This is a genomic window from Algoriphagus vanfongensis DSM 17529, assembly GCF_000429465.1.
Taxonomy (GTDB): Bacteria; Bacteroidota; Bacteroidia; order Cytophagales; family Cyclobacteriaceae; genus Algoriphagus; species Algoriphagus vanfongensis.
The window spans coordinates 217,496-238,226 of sequence record NZ_AUBX01000011.1 but is presented as its reverse complement, the minus strand read 5'-3'; the positions used below and the strand labels follow the sequence as shown (position 1 = coordinate 238,226).

The following is a 20,731-nucleotide window of genomic DNA, read 5'->3' as shown; positions in this document are numbered from 1 at the left end:
TGTACCCAAATCAAACCTAATCACCGTTGACTGTGGTCCGTGGTCTGTGGACCGATCACTGAATACTGCCACTTCCATACCTAATTAATCTCAATTTTCCCCGATATCCCTTCTCCAATGAAACGGATTAGTTAACTTTGCCGGCAGGTAACAAACCCTTAATTCCATGAACGAGCGCTATATGCAGCGCGGTGTTTCCGCCTCCAAAGAAGATGTCCACAATGCAATCTCCAAGCTGGACAAAGGACTTTTCCCCAAAGCATTTTGCAAAATCGTAGAAGATACACTCGGAGCTGATCCGGACTATTGCAATATCATGCACGCCGATGGAGCCGGCACCAAATCTTCCCTGGCTTACCTTTATTGGAAAGAAACCGGTGATTTGAGTGTGTGGAAAGGGATCGCCCAGGATGCCATCATCATGAACACGGATGATTTGCTTTGTGTAGGGGCTATCAACAACATCTTGGTTTCTTCTACCATCGGAAGAAACAAAAACCTGGTTCCTGGCGAAGTGATTTCAGCGATTATCGAAGGAACTGAGGAAGTACTTCAGATGCTCAGAGACAATGGCGTCAACGCCGTCTTGACAGGTGGCGAAACTGCCGATGTCGGGGATCTCGTGAGAACTATCATCGTGGACAGTACCGTGACTTGCCGTATGCGCAGAGATGAGGTCATTTCCAATGATAAAATCCAAGCCGGAGACGTGATCGTAGGATTGGCCTCTCATGGACAAGCCAACTACGAGACCAGCTACAATGGTGGCATGGGAAGCAATGGCTTGACCTCAGCCAGACACGATGTCTTCAACAAAGTCTTAAAAACTAAATATCCAGAATCCTTTGACCCTGCTGTACCGGGAGACTTGGTTTACTCTGGCAAATACAACTTGACCGATGCCGCTCCTGGTGCCCCAGTGGATATGGGCAAATTGGTACTCTCCCCTACCCGTACCTATGCTCCTATCATGGTGGATGTCTTGAATTACCTGAGACCTCATATCCACGGATTGGTTCATTGCAGCGGTGGAGCACAGACCAAAGTCCTTCACTTTGTGGACAATGTCCATGTCGTGAAAGACAACCTATTTGAAACTCCTCCTTTGTTCAAGATCATCCAGGAAGAAAGCGGTACGGACTGGAAAGAGATGTACAAAGTCTTCAACATGGGGCACAGAATGGAGGTTTATCTTGACGAAAGATATGCTGATGAGATCATCGACATCGCTGAATCTTACGGAGTAGAAGCCCAGATCATCGGTAGAGTAGAACCTCATGAAGGCAAAAAAGTGACCATTCAGAGTCCTTACGGCACATACGAATATTGAGCATGAATCTAAAACCTGCTTTTATATTATTTGGAAAGATCCTCTTGGGGATCTTTCTGTTTTTTATGCTGATTGGGATTTTGACCATTACGTCGGTGGACAGAAGCCCGATCGAGGACCAGGATTTTTACAAAAAAACTCTTTCCGAAGCACAAAGCCTCGAGCTAAACAGCACGCAGGGCGTGACCTGGCTGGCTGGCTGGGGAAAAGCCAATATGACACCGTCGCAGGCAGCAGAATTGGTGGGGTATTCCCCCCGAGGCACCTATGAGTTTGTCGAGGATAGCAGCTACGTCAAAAGTATCGTGCTTAGCAATGGCCAATCTCAAATCGCCTGGATCAATTACGAGCTGCTGATCGTGCATCCCTATCTGGCTGAGAAAGTCGAGAAAACAATTAAAGCTGCATTCCCCGAACTCGATCAGCTGATCTTCACTGCTACGCATACTCATTCAGGGCTGGGAGGATATATGCCAGGTCCTTTGGGAGAAGTTGCTTTCGGTGGATTGGATGAAAACATCGTCCGCCTGATTGCCGATCAAAGTCTTCACTCCATCCAAACAGCCTATTCTAGCTTGGATACCGCGACTCTTTCTTTCCGAAAAGCCGATGTATCGGAATTGGTAGCCAACAGATTTATCAAGGACGGGCCGATTGATCCATTTACAAGGCAATTGATTTTTACAAAAAAGACAGGGCAAAAAGCTTCCATTCTCACCTATTCAGCACATGCGACATGCCTAAGTTCCGATTTCATGGGCTTATCTGGCGATTATCCATTTTACCTGATGCAAGAAATGGAAAGCTCGGACTATGACTTTGCCATCTATGCCGCTGGAACCGTCGGCTCCCACATGCCACTTCGCTGGGGCAAAGATCCCGAAAGTACAGCCGGCTATGCGGCAAAGCTGGACTCTATCAATCGACTGAAGATGACGCAATTTGGCACCATCCGAAACCCACTTTTAGCAAATGGCAGATTGGACCTGAAGCTTCGAGATCCTCACTTGCGCATTACAGATAATCTAAGATTGAGACCTTGGCTTTTCAAGTATTTGATGGGAGACACCAATGCCCATTTGGACATCACACGCATCGGCACTATTCTCTGGATCGCTTCCAGCGGTGAGATTTCGGGAGTTTTCTATGAAAAATGGGATCAACTTGCCAAAGAACAAGGCTTGACTCTGATCATCTCCACGTTCAACGGAGGCTATATCGGCTACATCACTCCAGATGAGCTGTATGACGAGCACTACCACGAAGTCCGAGAAATGAACTGGTACGGGCCCGGCAACGGAACCTACTTTGATGCCTTGATCCAGTCTCAAATAGAAAAACAGGCATTCTGAATTGTCCTAGGAAAGGTATTTTTTGTCCTGTTCCCGGCCGCACATCAGCGCTTACTTTTGTGAAAAGATCAGATATGAAATTCTGGAATCAAGAATCTACCCTCAAGAGTATTTCGCAGTGCAAATGCCCCCGCTGCCACACGGGAGACATGTTTGAAAATGGCACCCTTAGCAGACCGTATAGCCTCTTCAAGATGAAAGCAAAATGCGATAACTGCCATCAACCATTCGAACCTGAGCCGGGTTTCTATTTTGGAGCTATGTTTATCAGCTATGCCTTCAATACTGCGCTGTTCATTACCGTTTGGGTGCTCATGAATATGCTGCATCCGGAGTATTCGCTTTTGACATTGTTGATCACGATCGGCATTGCGGCGATTCTTGCCTTGCCCTTGATTTTCAGATGGAGCCGATCGATTTGGATTGCCATCTTTATCCCCTTCGAAAAAGGAATCAGAGCCTCCAAGCATTAGCAGGCGGGACACTTAGGTTTTGGGCAAATAAAATGAGAAATTCAATCATGCCTAAAAACATACTCCCCACCTATCATATCCCCGATTTTGAAAAAGTCTCCATCGATCCACAGGAGTTTTACTACTCCAGACTTGAAAAACATCTGGAAACGCACCTCTTCATCCAAAAACCCCACAAGCATGATTTTTACATTCTAGTCTTGTTTAGCGAAGGGGAAGGCACCCATATCATCGATTTCAAATCTTACCCTGTTTCTCCTCAAACGATGTTTTTTCTGGCGCCTGGCCAAGTGCATTCTTGGTCCCTTTCTCCAGACACCCGGGGGCATATTCTTTTCTTCAGCCCGGCTTTTTATACAGCTGCATTTTCCCTCGCCAAGCTGAACAGCTTTATCTTTTTCAATTCCAATCTGAATATCCCCGTTCTCAATCTGGATACAGATCAGATGAAGGACTTTGTGTCAAATTTCGAAAAGATAGAAACAGAGATCGCCAGCCCCGGATGGTCGAGTCTGGATCTGGTAAAAAGCTACACCAATATCCTCCTGACTCATTCTTATCGCTTCTATGTGGCACAAAACTCCAATCTCCAGACACAAACTCCCGCCCTCGATCAATATCAGCAATTGGAAACTATCATCGAGCAATCCTTTATTGCGCATCGAGATGTGGACTACTACGCTTTGCAAATGAACATGAGTTTGAAACAGCTCAATCTCCTCTCCCAGAAAAAAGTCGGAAGACCGATTTCCCAACTCATTTTGGAAAGAGTGCTGTTGGAAGCCAAGCGCCTGCTGGTGCATTCGGATTTGAGTATTTCCGAAATTGCTTTCCGTCTCCATTTTGAAGACCCCAGCTATTTCAGCAGGTTGTTTAAAAAGAAAGTAGGCAGCAATCCCGAAAAATTCAGATCCCAAGCCCAAGATTCAGTCACGTGATCTGCTCCCATATCTGCGCCTTGATCCAGCCCTTTTGCCAACTTTTCTCCAAGACTAGCTGAAAACCAGCTCGATCAAAATAACTCGAATAATCCGGCAAATCTTTGCGCACATGCCCCGTCACCAATCGGAATACGCGAATGATAAAAGTCATCCCTGCTTTTTGCCAAGCAGAATCTGTCTGATGAAAATCCGATAGATAAACCTTTCCTCCAGCTTTCAATTTGCCTCCCAAGCCCTCAAAAAATGCATCCAACTCCTGATCCGAAAAAGTATCCAACACGAAGGGAAGTAGAATCGCATCATACTTTTTAGCTGGAGCCGGCTCACCCAAGATGAAATTCAACGCGGCTCCTTGTAGATTTCGTTTGGCCAAATGGAGCATAGAGGCTGATTTTTCCACAAAATCTCCCTGCAAACGCTGCCGATACTTGCTATAATCCTTCCCATCTCCACCGCCTAGGATTAAGATCGTTTTGTTTGGTATATTGGAAAGAAAACAAGTTTTGGCTTCTTCGAGCTGCCTCCCAAATACCCAGCGGGAAAGGGAGGAATAGACAGGAGCCATCCAACGATAATTGTCTTTCATCAAACCCAAATTAGGCAATCCCTCGTTTCTTTTTCATACAATCACCAAAACACGGCATAAACCCAACCATATTCCATGAAAAACCTTTTTAAAAATCTATCCGGCCTGCGCCAACTTCTTCAATCCGTAGATCTAGAGCAGATCTCCAAACTCTCCCAAAAAGTCGATCTCCCCAAAATGGTCGGGCTGGTCTCTCAAATGAGCGAATCTGACCTCTCCAAAATGATGGGAATGCTCAAAGGCGGAAGCAAACCCAAAGAAATCCCTCCGATCAATGGAGACTTTTACGAACTGGGACAAAGCCTCCCGCATCACGAGCGAGAAATCCAGCTCCGAGTCAGAGAATTTATGCAAAAGGAAATCAAACCCATCGCCAATGACTATTGGAATCGAGGTGAATTCCCCATGCACATCATCCCCAAAATGGCCGAACTGGACATTGCCGGACTGACCTATCAGGGCTACGGCTGCCCGGGACATTCCGCATTGCTTGAGGGATTTATAGCCATGGAAATGGCTCGGGTTGACACCTCCATGTCCACCTTTTTCGGAGTCCAAAGTGGCCTAGCCATGGGATCTATCTACCTCTGTGGCTCAGAAGAACAGAAAAAAGAGTGGATTCCGTCCATGCAAAAGTTGGAGAAAATCGGAGCTTTTGGCCTGACCGAACCGGAAGTCGGCTCTGGAGCTGCCGGAGGACTGACCACTACTTGCAAGCGAGAAGGAGACAACTGGATCATCAATGGACAGAAGAAATGGATCGGCAATGCGACCTTCTCTGACATTACCATTATCTGGGCCAGAGACCTGGACGACAATCAGGTCAAAGGTTTTATCGTCAAAAAAGACAATCCGGGATTTGTCGCCGAAAAACTGGAAGATAAAATGGCCCTCCGCACCGTCCAAAATGCCCTGATCACCCTGACCAATTGTGAGGTGCCCGAGTCGGATCGCCTCCAAAATGCGAATTCATTCAGAGACACGGCAAAAGTCCTGCGTATGACAAGAGCCGGAGTGGCTTGGCAAGCTGTGGGATGCGCGCGAGGAGCTTACGAACTGGCCTTGGCTTATACCAATGAGCGAAAGCAGTTTGGCAGACCGATCGCTTCCTTTCAGCTAGTTCAGGATCTGCTTGTGACCATGCTGGGCGACTTGACAGCCATGCAGACGATGGTTTATCGACTTTCTCAGATGCAGGATCAAGGCGAGCTCCTAGACGAGCATGCATCTTTGGCGAAGGTATTTTGTACCCTGCGAATGCGCTCCATTGTGGATCATTCCCGAGAGTTATTCGGAGGCAACGGAATCTTGCTAAGACATGATATCGCCCGGTTTGTGGCAGATGCAGAAGCGGTCTATAGCTACGAGGGTACCAAAGAAATCAACTCTCTGATCGTGGGAAGAGCGATTACTGGGCATAGTGCTTTTGTGTAAAAACAATCCCTGTTTCAAATGATCTGTGAGGGCACGGTTCTGGGCGATAAGGAAAAAATAGGATCATCTTACTTTTTTATTTCGCTCGTCGAAAAATTATGAAAGCTGAAATCTAAAAGCTGAAAAAGAAAGTCGTTAGCGAATAGTTCATTGGAATCTTTGACTCTTCGTTCTTGATACTTAACTCTTGATACTTGGTTCTCTACCACAGCGAGTGTCTTCCTTCACTTGTTATTTCTTCGGAAGGATCCGTGAGGACACGGATCAGGGCGGTTTAGACCAACACCAAAATCCACGGAAGCAGAAATACTGCTTCCGTTCTTCTTCTGACCTGTTCTGGTTCCAGTCTTTTGTCAAAGAAAATCACATAATGCAGCAAAAGCATCCCCAGCAACAAGCTGGCAAACACCCTGTAAAAAGAAGGCAAAAGCAGGAGTACCAGCACACTGAGGACAATCAATACGATCGTCAACTGGCGAATTTTCAAGGTCAGTTTGTCTGGCTGGAGAAGCAGCGCAGCCGAGGGGAATCCAGCCTGCTTGTCCTGCTCCCGATCCAGGCAGGACAGCATCAGCAGATTGACAAAGGCGAGCGAAACAAACAAGCCAACTAGCAGCCCATACTTCCAGTTCAGATCCAAGGCATGCGCCCGAAGCATCGGAATCCAGCTGACCCCAAGGCCATAATAAATCGCCGTACTCAGTTCTTTCCAGCCGTTCATTTTCTCCCCTCCCCAGCGGATCAGCACCATGCTGCCCGCTATCAGGAGCGTCAGTCCGATGCTCCAATACAATTCCTGAGACCATCCCAAAATCTGAATAGCACCCAGCAAGCCGAAGGCCATGGCAAGGAGAACGATGGCTCCCAGTGTCTTGAAATTCCGGGCATGAAACTGATGCCTGGGACTGAGATCAAGCTCCGCTTTCCCTTTGGAATCCAGCAAATGATCTGCAGTATAGATCACCCACACGCTCAAGCCCAGCAAAAGATCCATCTTCCAGTCCAAACTCACATGGAGCAATCTGGAAAAAAATAGCATGCCCGCCATCGCTCCCAAGACGACGTCCAGAGAGAGCCAATTGATCCAGAGCATGATTTTTTTGAGCCAAAGCATTTGGTAAAAATAGGTGTCCAATCGCAAGATTCAAGGACATATAACTAAACAAAATTTCCTATTTTGCTTCCTTAGACCATTCAAAACAAGAACCCTATGAAAACCTTTTATGCGGCTTTACTTCTGCTGATCGTATCGATTCCTGCTTTTTCTCAGACTCCTATCAAGATCGCCTGCGTGGGCAACTCCATCACCCAAGGCCCCGGCCGTGACAATCCAGAAAGCTATCCCTTGCAGCTACAGGCCATACTGGGCGAAACATACGAGGTGAAAAACTTCGGAGTCAGTGGACGTACCCTTCTCCGAAAGGGAGATTATCCCTACTGGAATGAGCCGCAGTTTCAGCAAGTGAAGGACTTTGCGCCGGATATCCTGGTGATCATGCTGGGCACGAATGACTCCAAGCCTCAAAACTGGGCGCACAAGGCTGATTTCAGAAAAGACTACCTGGATATGATCGCCGAGTTCCAAGCGTACATGCCGGCCGATGGCAAAGTCTATGTGATCATGCCGGTGCCGGTGACCAAGGACAATTTTGGGATCACAGCCGATGTGATGAACAATGAGCAGCGCATGATGATCATGGACATCGCGCAGTCCAGCGGATCCAGACTGGTGGATCTCTATACGCCCCTGATGGATCGAGCGGATTTGCTTCCTGATGGCGTCCATCCCAATACCGAAGGGCTGGGCATTATGGCTAGTACACTGGCGAGAGCGATTCGGCTGTGAGGGGTTGAAAGTGGGAAAGTTCAAAAGTGGGAAAGTTGCCTATCGCACCGCCCAAGCTCCTGTCTTCAGGAGCTTTGTTTTAGCTAAATCAAAAGGTTTTCTTGCTTCTCTAGAAGCAGGAATAAAAAATACAAAAGGTGTACTTATACAGCTGATTTGGGTGGATAGACACATAAAAGGTGTATAAATAAATAAGTTACCTGTAATGCTAAAAACGACCTAGAGAAAGTGATTTTATGAATAAAAAATTTCAAGTTTTTGTAAGTTCAACCTACAGAGATTTAACAGAAGAGAGACAAGAAGTAATGCAGGCACTTTTGGAACTTGACTGCATTCCTGTTGGAATGGAATTATTTCCAGCAGCAGATGACGACCAATGGACGCTTATAAAACGGTTAATTGATGATTGTGATTATTACATACTAATAATTGGCGGCAGATATGGTTCGGTAAATGAAAACGGCATAAGCTATACACAAATGGAATATGAATATGCTTTATCACAGGATATTCCAATAATATCATTTCTTCATAAAAAACCATCAGACATTTCTGTTTCAAAAAGTGAAGAAAAGCCAGAACTTAAGGAAAAATTGGAAGAGTTTAGAACGCTTTCAGAAAAAAAGCTTTGTAAATATTGGGAAAGTCCAATGGAACTTGGTTCTCAGGTAAGTAGAAGTCTAGTAAAACTAATTAAAGATAAACCAAGACCAGGTTGGGTAAAAGCTGATTTATTACCAAGTGAAGAATTAACAAGAGAGCTTTTAGATTTAAAAAATGAGAATGAATCTTTAAAGGCACAATTAATTTCTGCACAAACCTTAGCCCCAACAGGAACAGAAGAATTTAGTTCGGGTGATGATGTATATAATTTTAAATTCAATATTGTTGGACGTGGGGAATCATGGGAAGTGGATAGTATGAATTATGTAGGAACTGTAGAATTAACTTGGGACAAAATATTTTCAGAAATCAGCCCCCTTCTTATTGACGAAACAACTGAAGACAATTTAAGGATGAAAATAAACTCTTTAATAAAATCGCTTAAATATGAATCAGTAGCAAAACAACTGAAAAAAGATAAAAGATACCCGGATTCATTTTCAATAAATGACAGCGATTTCCAAACAATAAAAATTCAATTTAGAGCTCTTAACTACATGACAGAGAGTTTAAAAAAGAGAAGCATACACGACAAGAAAAAATATTGGACACTCACACCATATGGCGATAATATTATGACAAGATTGAGAGCAATAAAAAAATAAGCACTACAGGTAACAAAACCTATACGCAATGCGGGCTGAAGATATAGACGAAAAGTCGGTGTCTCAATTCCGCAAAAGCTCTGCTTTGACGTTTTTGTTTAATAAATTTAAAAACACAAAACACAGCTTTGGCTACCGTTTGTGCAAGGTTGAAAGTTTCGGCTTTTTAATCCCGCACTGCGCATAGCCGGACCGTTGAGAATTTACAATTCTGATTGAAAAATCCACTATCCTATTGATTCCCTGCCAACAGACTCGGGAATGTGTCTAACAGGTAAATTATAGTCCTGAAGACTCGGCAGAAGGACTCCAACACTCTCCATAAAGTCTTCAAGACCTTATTTTTACTGTTCTGGACTCTCGGGAATCTGTCAAAGACTCAAATGAAAGTGATGAAGACTCTCCGGAAGGAGGTGGAATCTTTATTTATAGGGATAGACACTTTTCGGAAGGTCTTGAAGATATTCGGGAAGGTGTTCAACACATTCCGGAAAGCCTCAGAGACATTAATTAATGTGTTGAACACATTAATTAATGTCCTGAACACATTCCTGAGCAGCCGGGACAGCAAAAAAAAACCGGGACTTTCGCCCCGGTTGATCACTCAAAAACTAGGCAGCTGCGGGATCACCTCCCCGCCTTTTGCTCCGCTTCTCATAGCGTACCTTTAGATCATCATAGACCGGTTTGGAGTGGGGCATATTGACCCTGACAGCCTGCTGCACGGAGCCATAATAGAGATTTGCCTGCTCCAGCACCTCGGCTCCTGCTTCCATGAGCGTATCGTCCATATTGGTCACGATCTGATTGAGCGTATTATACAAGGGCCCCAACTGGCCAATCAGCGTCCAATCCTCGAGCAGTTCATCCACCTTGTTGAAGGGAGAAATAAACTCCGGGTTGGTCTGCACATAATCCGTCACTTTTCCTACAAAAGGTCTGGATGCCTCTCCCATTTTGTTGAGCTCTTTGCGCTCTTCTACTGTGAGGGAAATCAATTTAGAATCTAGCGTCGATTCTAAAACGGCGATCGCATCTTGGATCGCCTGAAGTTCAGCTGGTGTGAACACGATGGATACTTTATTGTCCATGGCTTGATTGTTTAAAAATGTGTAACAAAGAATTAAATAATACAGGATCAATTTACTGGATAAAATTGACATTTTATAGCAAGAAACAATAGCAAAGAGCCTGATTACCCGCAGTTTAACCAGCAACACACTTTCCTTTGCGATGCAAGAATACCGATGGTTGCTCGGACTGGAACTTCAAAGCTTATTCCCCCAGCTCCTTTTCTTTATTTTCTCCTGCTTCTGGAATCCGCCTCAGCTTTGGAGGCCTGCCACCTGACAGACCTCCCACCGCTCCACTTCCTCTATTCAGCGGAGGATTTCCTGCCTCTCCCTAAACAAATCCTGCCTTTTCAAGGTTGATCCTGCACGAAAGCCCAAGACTTTGTGGCGATTGACTTTCCTAAAAATTCAACTCCTTTGAAAAACATATTGCTCATCGGTGCCTCCTCCGGAATCGGAAAATCCCTCGCTTCCAATCTCTCGAAAAATGGAAATCAGGTGTTCGGAACCTATCATCAAACTCCGGTAGACCCTGCGGAAAACCAACATATGATCCAGTATGATGCGCGGGATTCTAGCCTGGATGCTAGTTTTCTACCGGACACACTGGACGGCCTGGTTTATTGTCCGGGAAGTATCCATCTGAAACCCTTTGCCAGAATCAAAGCAGAAGAGTTTCTAAGCGACTATTCCCTACAAGTCGTAGGAGCTATCAAGGTGATTCAGCAAGTTCTTCCCAAATTGAAAGCTTCAGGCACTGCCTCTATCGTGCTTTTCTCGACCATTGCCGTGCAAAAAGGATTTAATTTCCATTCTCAAGTGGCAGCATCCAAAGGCGCAATAGAGGGCCTGACCAGATCCCTTGCGGCGGAATTTGCCCCTTCGATCCGGGTCAATGCAATCGCTCCCTCGATCACAGATACGCCATTGGCAGCAAAGCTTTTGGCATCGGAGGAGAAAAAAGAAGCGAATGCACTCAGACATCCACTCAAAAGAATCGGCTCGCCTGAAGATATAGCCGCGATGGCATCCTTTCTCCTTTCAGATCACGCATCCTGGATGACTGGCCAAATACTCCATGTAGATGGCGGGATGTCCAGCATTAATTCATAACAGACCTATGTTCGGATTATTCAAAAAGAAATCAAAACTGGAGCTACTTCAGGAGCAATACAAAAAACTCCAGAAAGAAGCGTATCAACTCTCAACTGTCAACAGAACTGCGAGTGATCAAAAACAGGCCGAGGCCGAAGCAGTCCTCAACCAGATAAAGCAACTAGAACTACAGGAGGGTAAATGAACCGGCTCCCAGTAGGAGCTTTTTGATTGATCCTTGCCCTAGGTTCATTTAGGGACGAATCCAAAAAAACCCTGAAAAATAAAAAACCGTCAGTCGGATGACTGACGGTTTCGATTCGATAGCGGATGGGATTACTTCAAGGAGTTGATCCAGTTCGCGATTTTCAATGCTTGATCCTTTGGCACTTGAGGCATAGGAGCCATCGGTGTCGCATAATCCGGCCAGTTTTCCGGCTGAGGATTGTAGATCAGTTCGACGATCTTCTCAGCAGTATAGCCTCTCTTTGCAATATCCTTAAAGGCAGGTCCTACGACTTTCTTATCTGTCGCATGACAAGCAGTACAGGTATTTTTAGCCAAAAGCGTTTTGATTTCAGCCTCTGAAGGGATCGCTGTCGCAGCAGGAGCAGCCGGTTTTACAGCTGGCTTCGCCGCTACCTTTGGTTTTTCTTCTACGGGCTTCTCTACGACTTTTGGCTTTATCGTCATCTTCGCTCCGGAAGGAATCTCATTCAGCGTGTAGTACGCATCTGTGTGCACCAATTCATGGGAATTGCTCGCAGATCTCACGCCCGGAAGGCTGATGCGATGCACATGGAACTGCTGCGGTTCTGCGATGGCGATTCTCACTTTTCTTCCATCTTCAGATACTTCCACGCCCAGGATTTCATGTTCCTTGTTTTCTACTGGAGGACTTCCGTAGACTGGGAAGTACTTGTAGGTATAGCTGGAAATCATGTAGGAAGTCAGATCCTCCGCAGATTTCTTGTCCACCGGCTTGGTGAATTCGATTTCAAATCCATCAGGCTTAGCCTTGACGGTTCTCATCTCAAAAGGAATCGCACGGTTCCACACCAATCGCTGCAAGCCTTCATTGGCATCCCCAGCAGAACCCCAACCTCTGTTGGTTTCCCCTACGAAAAGGGACTGATCGTCTGCAAATACCATTCGGAGTACCCCAGACTGGAATCCAGCTCTGAAGTCAATGGAAGCACCTTGATAGACTCCATTCACTTTCTCCAGCATGATACGCATGATTTTACTTTGACCTTGGTCTCCGACCAAAATCTGTCCACCAAACGGTCCCCAATAATCCTGAGGAATCACGATCGGCTCAGAGTTGGAGATCCCATGTACACCATGAGGCAACCATACGGCTGGCAACTTGATTTCAGGAAGTTTTTCCTTGGCCTGTGCCAAAGTAATGTATTCTGAATCCACCACATTTTCTGGCTTCGCAAAACCTCCACGGCCATTGTCGATTTTCATCGGATCTACGACTGCGTCAAACTCCTCGGAGTTCATCTTGATCGGAATCTCCGGCAAATGAGACCATCTCAAAGAAGCCGGGTGACCGGAGAAGTCTCCTTTTTCCAAATGCCAAAGGCCACCGGAAGCCATGTAGTCACCTTGGTTTTCGGTATAGAATACTTCACCATTCAAGATGCCCGGTCCAGCTGGAGATCTCATTCCTGCCGCATAAGGCTCGATGGTGCCATCCGGATGGATTTTCAAGGTCATCCCTCTGTAAGGCACTTTGGCCTCGCCTCTCCACCATTCTTGGTTGCCAAAGGCCACATTGGTCGTCACGATAAAGTCTCCTTCTGCAGTCACTTTGGGACCAAAGCTGTACTCGTGGTAGTGGGCAGATAGCGGCCAGCTGGCGACGGTCTCGTACTGATCAGCTTTGCCATCAGAGTTGAGGTCGGTCAGCTTGGTCAATTCACCTCGCTGCACCATGTATAGAGATCCCTCATGATAGGCCAAGCCCAAAATCTCATGAAGTCCGTAAGCATATTTGGTCCAATATGGATTGTTGGAAGTAGGGTTTTCTACGATAAAGACATCCCCTCTACGGGTGGCAACGCCCAGTTTACCATTGGGCATCATAGTCAACCCACCGACTTCAAGCAGGGCTCCTTCCGGAGCTGGGACTTTTTGGATTTTGAAAAAATCCTCTTCCATCGGTGACTCCTGAGCAATGGCTGCAGCCCCAATAGTCAAGGCACAGATTCCCAAAGTCCAGGTTTTCAATTTAGTTAGTGTATTGTACATAGCAATTCTCTGGGGTCTAGATTAAAACAGGAGGCGATATTGGAAACTCGCCTTGGCTGGAATGTAAATTGATCCATTTTGAACTTCTGGTTGGATCTTTTCACTAATAGAAAGGAACAATCCACTGTCCTCAATCCAATACAATCCACGATCGATGGTTACCAAGACCTGTCCAGGAGCTACTTTGATCCATGTATCAGCAGGAAAATCTGAATAGGTGATCGTTCGTACGATTCCTTTTCCTCCCTCCAAGACCTGCACTTTATCTTTGAACTCATTTCCGGATTCGGAAACAGCCGTAAACTCTACTGACCCAGGACCCAAAATCTGATATCCTTTAGATTTCAACTCATCCGCTATCGGAGCAAAAGAAGAAGTATAGAACAGTTCGTCGCCTTGATTCAGCTCAGCCACAGCCCCCATAGGTCTGGAAACGCCATTACCACGGCTATTCCACATCGGTGTGGCATCCAAGAAGCCACCTCTCCATACTCGGATGATCTGATTGGAATTCAAATCATAGGAGAAATGTGTCCCAGATGGAGATGACACAGAAATCCCATGAGAAATGGTCGGTGCATCCGGCACCTGAATGAATGAACGCAATACAGGCACATCCTCGGCGTCCACCAAGATAGGATCAGTCGCCCATCCTTGTCTGCTTCCCGCTGACATGCTATAGGTCGTCTCCCACATCGTATCTGCGAAAGCGGTCAATTCAAATCCTTCAGTCGTCCAATCCTGCGGCTTGGAAGCCCAGATGGTCACGGCATGCTCGCCGGCTGTCAGGTTCTTCTCCACGCGGATAGTTCCGCCTTTCAATTCGGCCTGACCTCCATCGATCTGCAATGACCCCATGCCATTAGGCACAGTCATCGTGAAGGTGTAGTTTCCTGCTTCCTTCACAGATAGCTTGGTTTCCATTTTGGTCAGGGAAGCCTCTGTCAAGCCCGTAGAAAACTCATCAAAAGAAGAGATAGAACCTGTGTTGGCAGCCTTCAATTCAGCTGGTGCAGGCATCTCTCTGAAAGATCCCGGATAGACTTCGTAAGAAATTGCAGAGAAGCTAGGAGCTGGCGTGTCCATTGGCTTTACAGTCAAGGACTGAATCGCCACAGGGCCATGATCTCCCTGGATGCGGATAGGTCCTTCGGCTACTTCGCCTCCAGCCAATGCTCCACGGGTAGGTCCGAAAAGCTCGACATCCCGATGGATTTCGACTCCATTGAGCACGATAGATTCTATTCTTGCATTGGCAGTCTTCTGTCCAGCAGCATCAAAACGAGGAGCTTTGAAGCGTACTTTCAGCTCTTGCCATACGCCAGGAGCTTTGGAAGCATTTTGACGGGGAGCATATCCCTGATAGCCTTTCTGTCCATCGGGTTTGCTTTCGTCCCAGCGCTCGTAGATTCCGCCATTGTCACCTGCCTTAGGCTCCACTACTGCCCAGCTGTCTCGAAGCTGGATTTCGTATTGTCCTTGGAGATAGAGTCCAGAATTGGATCCGGGAGCCATCATGTACACGAGGGTGATTTCGGCATCGCCAAACTTTTCATTAGAGACGATATCGACTCCTTCTTTCTTTTTACTGGGCTGATTGACCAAGATGGCACCGCTTCCGGAGCTTAGGAGTTCATTTTCCCCCAGAGGATTGGCCCATACTTTGGCGACTTCAGACCAAGAGCCTTTGTTGTTGGAGAAATCAGCTAAATGCAGCTGAGTTTGGGCTGTAGCCGAGCAAATGGGTACCCCCATGGCCAGGCAGGCCCAAAGTAATTTAGTTTTGGAAAACATATAGGTTTATTTGATTTACTAGAGATTGCGGGGCATATCCCGACTAAGAGGGCGCTAAATAATCCAAAAGTCGAGAGAATACCAATACTTACCTGTGCAGAATGGCTCAATTTGGGAATCTAAATCTCCGGGAAGGCCTCCTAAAATCGAAAATAGGGCCAGAAAAGCTGAAAGCTCTCCTGACCCTGTCCACTCTGATGGATTTAGGAATGCTTAATTCGCATATCCAGGATTCTGAGTCAAAGATGGATTTCTTTGAAGCTCTTGCTCTGGAAGTGGGAATAGCATGGTAGATTCTTTGACAGTAGCTCCGAAGAAATTCACAGCTCCTACCGCGTCGACAAATTCGATCTCACCGGATCCGCCTTCAGCAGCCTGAGGGAACTTGCGCGTACGCATCACGTCAAACCAAATCGGGAATTCGTAGACCAATTCTCTTACTCTTTCTTTCCAAACTTCCTCTACAAACTCCTCTACGGAAAGTGAAGAAAGCTGGCTTCTGATTGCCTGAGGATCTTCTTTCCAGTAAGCTCTCTCTCTGATCTGTGCCAAGTAATCGACAGCCTCTTGGGTTACCCCTTCGGACTGAGCGATAGCTTCAGCAGCGATCAACAATACATCGGCGTAGGTGGACACCGGGATGTCACGGCTAGACTGAGCAGATCCGAAAATCGCCGTCTCATCCATCCACATGTAGGGAGAAGTATTGAACTCAACAGTCTCTCCGTCGATCACGATGGAAGAGTGGAAATACTGCTTCTCCTGCACTCTGAGATCATTTTCGGCATCATACGAATTCAAAAGATCTGGAGTAGGTCCATAGGCATTGTTGGTGATCGCATAAGATACCAACGGCGCCATGCTCACAGGGAAACTCAATGCTGGATAGCCATTGTTTGCAATCGTCGCGTCAAACTCATAGAAATAGATGTATTCGCTAGGAATCTGCTCGCTGTCCTTGATCTTGTTGTAGGCAGATCCATTAGCTAGCAACTCTCCATCTCCGGCACGGCTATGCTGCACCAAAGAATATACACCTGAATTGATCACTTCTCTGGCAGCTTGTGCAGCCTGAGTATATCGGTCGGCATTCACGGCAGCACCGCTCATGGTCAAATTGACCTCAGCCAAAAGTGTCTGAGCCACTCCTTTGGTGATCCGTCCGGCATTGCCTACCATCGTCGCTTGTGGCAAACCACCTGAGTTAATCGCAAACTCCAAATCCTCTAGGATCAGGTCATAGATTTGAGCTACAGGAGTGCGCTCTAGGAAAAGGTTTTCCAAGCTTTCGTAAGGCTCTGTCACCATCGGCACATCCCCAAACATTCGAGCTAGGAAGTAGTAATTGTACGCACGGAAATATCTCGCCTCTGCCAAATACTGATTGGCATCTGCTTCAGTAAGCCCTGGAGTTTCCGGGATATACTTGATCGCATTGTTGGCTCTGGAGATCCCTACGTAGATATCAGACCACATGGAATTGAAGTAGTCAGACAGGTTCAAGCCATCAAACACGATGTTTTGTCCACGCTGCACATGAAACTCCTGTCCTTTGTAATCATTGTCCACAAAGCCGGACACATAGGCTCCAAACATAATTCTGGAACCAGAGTAAACGCCCGTCTCATACATCTGCATCGCACCACGTCTGTAGAGCGCATTTACCGCATCTCTGGCATGCTCCGGTCTCTGAAAATATTGGTTAGAGGCTACCTCATCTACTGGCTTTTCTTCCAAAAAGCTATCGCAGGAGGCAGTCATTAGGCTCAGTCCTAGAAATAGAGTTGTTATCTTTTTCATCTGTTCGTTCTTTTTGGGTTAGAATTGAAGGCTTAGTCCAAGCGTGTACGTTCTTGGTCTTGGATACTGGAAGAAGAAAATATTCTGTCCCCACTGATTGCCTTCCCATGAGGAAGCTTCCGGATCGTAACCTTTGAAATCCTTGGAGTGGATCAAGAAGGCATTTTGTACGTTGGCATAAACTCTCAGATTTCTAAAACCTTTGTTTTTGGCCATCACTTCATTGAAGGTATAACCCAAAGAAATCAAGTTGCCACGGATATAGGATCCGTCAGTCACCCAATGGCTATCCACTTCACTGTTTTGTCCTGAATAGACGCCATTTCTGATCTGCTGCACCATGGTATTCTGATTGTCTTCCGTCCATGCATCATAGAGGGTAGACGCCAATCCACTGGCCAGACCAGTACGGTCTTCGGTAGAGTGGAAAAACTGCTGAAGAATATCCACATCTGCTACAAACTGGATATCCAACGTGAAGTCAAAGTTTTTGTAATAGACATTGTTGATGAAGCTTCCTGTCCATTTTGGAAGTCCATTTCCGATGATCCTTCTCTCTGCACTTCGCTTGGCCTCACCTGGAATAGCTCCGACCTCAGCGGCTGCTGCGGCCTCATCTGTACCCCAAGTACCCAATCTTTCAAATCCCCAGAAAGAGCTCAAAGACTCGCCTACTCTCAAGATAGTCTGGCTACCAGACACCCAGTTTGGACCAGGGAAAATATCCTCGTCGTTTTCACCGAGCTTTTCGATCTCATTGATATTGTAGGAGAAATTCAAGTTGGTATCCCAAGTCAGATTGCTTGTACTCACTGGGAAAGCTTTCACCAATACTTCCACACCACGGTTGGAAACCGACCCGATATTGTCTCTTACAGCTGAGAAACCAGAAGAAGAAGGCACCGGACGATCCAGCAATAGATCTGTGGTCAACTTGTGATAGTAATCAAAGCTCAAAGTCAATGCTCTGTCCATCAATGCCAAGTCAAACCCGATATCAAACTGACGGGTTTTCTCCCATTCCAAATCTGGGTTTGGAAGTCTATTGACATAGCTGATAGGAGCACGGGTGCCATTGATCAGAGTAGTCGCGGTAGAGATCGTACCCAAAGACTGATACGTTGGGATCTCGGTGTTACCGGTGATACCCCAGCTGGAGCGAAGCTTCAACTCACTGATGCTGGACATTCCTTGCATGAATGGCTCATTGGAAAGTACATACCCCACACCTACGGATGGGAAGACACCGTATTTGTTGTTGTCACCAAATCTCGAAGAACCATCTACACGACCTGTGAAGGTCACGAGATATTTACTTTTGTAATTGTAGTTACCTCTTAAGAAGTAGGAGTTCATGCTCCACTCATCGTATCCAGAGTTAGGAGTTCCTGGCTGAGAAGCTGCCTGTATTCTGTTGAAAGTAAAGGTATCGTCCGAGAAACCGGTGGCACTCACATTGAAGAACTCATCGGTTCTTTTCTGCCAGCTCAAACCGGCCATGGCATTGATGGAGTGATCTCCAAATTCCTTGGTATAGGTCAGGTAGTTTTCCTGCTGCCAGTAGAGCGAGCGGGAGTTGCCTAGGTAGGCATATCCATTCGGAGAACTGATATTGATCAGGTCCGTCGGGCTATAAGTCTGCTCGTTGTAGTCGTTTTTGTCAAAACCAAACTGAGTTCTCAAATCCAATCCAGGAAGGATGTGGAATGTGGTATAGATATTACCAAACAATTTGGTTCTTTTTCTCAATCTATCCTGCGTCTCCAAGACGTGGACTGGGTTAGGAATCGCCTCGAATCCATAAGGATCTGTCACCATGGAAGAGTTGCTCCAGGTACCGTCAGGGAATTTCACAGGGAAAATAGCAGGCATCTCGATCATGGATCTTCTAGGCATCTGGTGCCCTCCACTCTCTTCAAAGACATTTTCCTTGGTGCTATTTGCCAATAGGTTCAAGCCAATGGAAAGCCATTTCTTAGGAGTGGCATCATAGGCAAATTTACCGTTGACACGCTCCAGGTAGTTATTGAGCATGATCCCCTCCAAGTTGGAGTAGTTCAAAAACGCTCCAAAGGAAGAGTTTTCAGACTTGGACTGGAAGGAAAGTTGATGGTTGTTAGAAATGGCGGTTCTAGTCGCCTCTTCCTGCCAATCTGTATCGTAGAGAGGATTTCCATTGGCATCAAACAAGTTGGGATCATTTCTGGTAAAGGCAGGAATCGCAGAATCACTGTATTTGCTGTGATTGGCAAAACCTTGCTCCAATACCTGCATAAATTCCTCAGCATTGAGTACATCCATCTTTTTTGGAAGAACACCGATGCTCACATAGCCATCATAAGAGACGATTTCACCGGTTGTTTTAGCTCCTCTTTTGGTAGAAACCATCACGACACCATTGGCACCACGAGCACCATAGATCGCTGTAGAGGAAGCATCTTTCAGCACTTCCATGCTTTCGATATCATTTGGATTGAGAAACTCAATGTTTTCCATCACCACTCCATCTACCACATACAATGGCTGTGAGGAGGAATTGATCGTACCTAGACCACGAATCAATACTCTCGGGCTAGATGAAGGCGAACCGGAGTTGAGGAATACATTGACACCTGCTACTTTCCCCTTCAAACCCTGAAGGGCGTTGGCTACAGGAGCTTTGAGAAGCTCTTCAGCACCTACCACACCCACAGAACCTGTCAGGTCAGATTTTTTCACAGTACCATATCCTACTACGACTACTTCGTCCAGCGCTTGGGTATCTTCCAGCATGGTGATATCGAAGGTACGGCGGGCTCCCACCGGCATCTCGATCGTTTGCATCCCGATAAAACTAAATACCAACACAGATTCCGAAGACTCCACAGTCAAGGTGAACTTCCCGTCCAAATCTGTCACAGTACCATTGGAAGTGCCTTTTTCGATCACAGACACGCCTGGCAATGGGAAATTGGTCTCATCTACAATTGTCCCAGTAACAGTCTCCTGAGGGACAAGCTCGATGCTGACTTGCTCATCTTGATTGGGGTTCTCATCTACTCGGACATGGATGTTTTTGTTGACCTGCTTGAAGTTGAGTCCGGTCTGCTGAGACAAATCTACCAGCAGGTCGTAGAGACTTCCTGTGTTGGAAATCGTGACTGCCGGAATATTTTTCAGCTCTCTAGAGGTATAGACAAAGTTATACCCGGTAGCTTTTTCGATTCTCGAAAAAGCATCTTGAACAGTGGATCCTTGAAGCTCCAGTCTGACCGGAACCTCGTCTATGGCTTTGATTTGAGCATTGCCAGAATTGGCCAACAATAAGCTCATCGAAAAGCACTGAATTATAAAACTGTATAGGATTGTTTTGGACATAGCCAATAAGCGTAACAGTATGCTTTTTTTCATAACTTTACTTCATGTTTTAACTATTAGTGAATGGTTGAAATAGAGGTTTTGACGATCCGCCAAGACTGATCAAAACCGCTACTGGCCGGG

Annotated in this window: 16 protein-coding genes; 9 read left to right on the top strand and 7 right to left on the bottom strand. The window is 46.2% G+C overall.

Translation table 11 applies throughout. The annotated features are described in order from the left end of the window. The first annotated feature begins 166 nt into the window (after positions 1 to 166). From G460_RS0109980 to G460_RS0109965, 4 genes are all read left to right on the top strand, one after another. Positions 167 to 1,330 carry an AIR synthase related protein gene (locus G460_RS0109980; RefSeq protein ID WP_026955221.1) on the top strand — a complete coding sequence of 388 codons (1,164 nt, stop codon included), beginning with the start codon at positions 167 to 169 and terminating at the stop codon, positions 1,328 to 1,330. Positions 1,331 to 1,332: 2 nt separating this feature from the next. Further along, positions 1,333 to 2,682, top strand: a complete 1,350-nt coding sequence (locus G460_RS0109975) for a neutral/alkaline non-lysosomal ceramidase N-terminal domain-containing protein (RefSeq protein WP_035464289.1) — start codon at positions 1,333 to 1,335, stop codon at positions 2,680 to 2,682. 74 nt (positions 2,683 to 2,756) lie between these two features. Continuing rightward, the gene (locus G460_RS22865) at positions 2,757 to 3,155 is read left to right on the top strand and encodes a DUF983 domain-containing protein (RefSeq protein ID WP_084421245.1); all 399 of its coding nucleotides are present in this window, start codon (positions 2,757 to 2,759) and stop codon (positions 3,153 to 3,155) included. A 47-nt stretch (positions 3,156 to 3,202) separates the two neighbouring features. Then, a complete protein-coding gene (locus G460_RS0109965) occupies positions 3,203 to 4,093 on the top strand; it encodes an AraC family transcriptional regulator (protein WP_026955218.1) in 891 nt (296 codons plus the stop codon). On the opposite strand, the gene G460_RS0109960 is transcribed toward G460_RS0109965, so the two are convergent. Continuing rightward, positions 4,086 to 4,682 carry a class I SAM-dependent methyltransferase gene (locus G460_RS0109960; protein ID WP_026955217.1) on the bottom strand — a complete coding sequence of 199 codons (597 nt, stop codon included), beginning with the start codon at positions 4,680 to 4,682 and terminating at the stop codon, positions 4,086 to 4,088. The genes G460_RS0109965 and G460_RS0109960 overlap by 8 nt on opposite strands. A 75-nt stretch (positions 4,683 to 4,757) precedes the next feature. On the opposite strand from G460_RS0109960, the gene G460_RS0109955 reads away from it, so the two are divergent. Next, positions 4,758 to 6,116 (top strand): acyl-CoA dehydrogenase family protein, encoded by a 1,359-nt coding sequence (locus tag G460_RS0109955; RefSeq protein WP_026955216.1) that lies wholly within the window; start codon positions 4,758 to 4,760, stop codon positions 6,114 to 6,116. 274 nt (positions 6,117 to 6,390) lie between these two features. On the opposite strand, the gene G460_RS0109950 is transcribed toward G460_RS0109955, so the two are convergent. Next, on the bottom strand, positions 6,391 to 7,209 hold the full coding sequence (locus G460_RS0109950; protein ID WP_157366908.1) for a hypothetical protein: 819 nt from the start codon (positions 7,207 to 7,209) through the stop codon (positions 6,391 to 6,393). Positions 7,210 to 7,326: 117 nt separating this feature from the next. Between G460_RS0109950 and G460_RS0109945 the strand changes: the two genes are divergently transcribed. Continuing rightward, positions 7,327 to 7,962 carry a GDSL-type esterase/lipase family protein gene (locus tag G460_RS0109945; RefSeq protein WP_026955214.1) on the top strand — a complete coding sequence of 212 codons (636 nt, stop codon included), beginning with the start codon at positions 7,327 to 7,329 and terminating at the stop codon, positions 7,960 to 7,962. Positions 7,963 to 8,198: 236 nt separating this feature from the next. Next, entirely contained in the window at positions 8,199 to 9,230 is a 1,032-nt protein-coding gene (locus G460_RS0109940) for a DUF4062 domain-containing protein (protein ID WP_026955213.1), read from the top strand. A gap of 611 nt (positions 9,231 to 9,841) precedes the next feature. Here the strand turns inward: G460_RS0109940 and G460_RS0109935 are convergent. After that, positions 9,842 to 10,321 carry a hypothetical protein gene (locus G460_RS0109935; protein WP_026955212.1) on the bottom strand — a complete coding sequence of 160 codons (480 nt, stop codon included), beginning with the start codon at positions 10,319 to 10,321 and terminating at the stop codon, positions 9,842 to 9,844. Between the two features lie 399 nt (positions 10,322 to 10,720). Here G460_RS0109935 and G460_RS0109925 point away from each other — a divergent pair, with 399 nt between their 5' ends. Both G460_RS0109925 and G460_RS0109920 read left to right on the top strand, forming a co-directional pair. After that, positions 10,721 to 11,416, top strand: coding sequence for an SDR family NAD(P)-dependent oxidoreductase (locus tag G460_RS0109925; RefSeq protein ID WP_026955210.1), 696 nt, complete (start codon positions 10,721 to 10,723; stop codon positions 11,414 to 11,416). Between the two features lie 7 nt (positions 11,417 to 11,423). Further along, complete coding sequence (locus G460_RS0109920) at positions 11,424 to 11,603, top strand: Lacal_2735 family protein (RefSeq protein ID WP_026955209.1); 180 nt, start codon at positions 11,424 to 11,426, stop codon at positions 11,601 to 11,603. 131 nt (positions 11,604 to 11,734) lie between these two features. On the opposite strand, the gene G460_RS0109915 is transcribed toward G460_RS0109920, so the two are convergent. From G460_RS0109915 to G460_RS0109900, 4 genes are all read right to left on the bottom strand, one after another. After that, entirely contained in the window at positions 11,735 to 13,657 is a 1,923-nt protein-coding gene (locus tag G460_RS0109915; RefSeq protein WP_026955208.1) for a c-type cytochrome, read from the bottom strand. A gap of 21 nt (positions 13,658 to 13,678) precedes the next feature. Then, the gene (locus G460_RS21730) at positions 13,679 to 15,451 is read right to left on the bottom strand and encodes a 3-keto-disaccharide hydrolase (RefSeq protein ID WP_084421241.1); all 1,773 of its coding nucleotides are present in this window, start codon (positions 15,449 to 15,451) and stop codon (positions 13,679 to 13,681) included. Positions 15,452 to 15,664: 213 nt separating this feature from the next. After that, a complete protein-coding gene (locus G460_RS0109905; RefSeq protein ID WP_026955207.1) occupies positions 15,665 to 17,251 on the bottom strand; it encodes a RagB/SusD family nutrient uptake outer membrane protein in 1,587 nt (528 codons plus the stop codon). Between the two features lie 18 nt (positions 17,252 to 17,269). Then, a complete protein-coding gene (locus tag G460_RS0109900) occupies positions 17,270 to 20,641 on the bottom strand; it encodes a SusC/RagA family TonB-linked outer membrane protein (protein ID WP_245578721.1) in 3,372 nt (1,123 codons plus the stop codon). Positions 20,642 to 20,731: the final 90 nt, after the last annotated feature.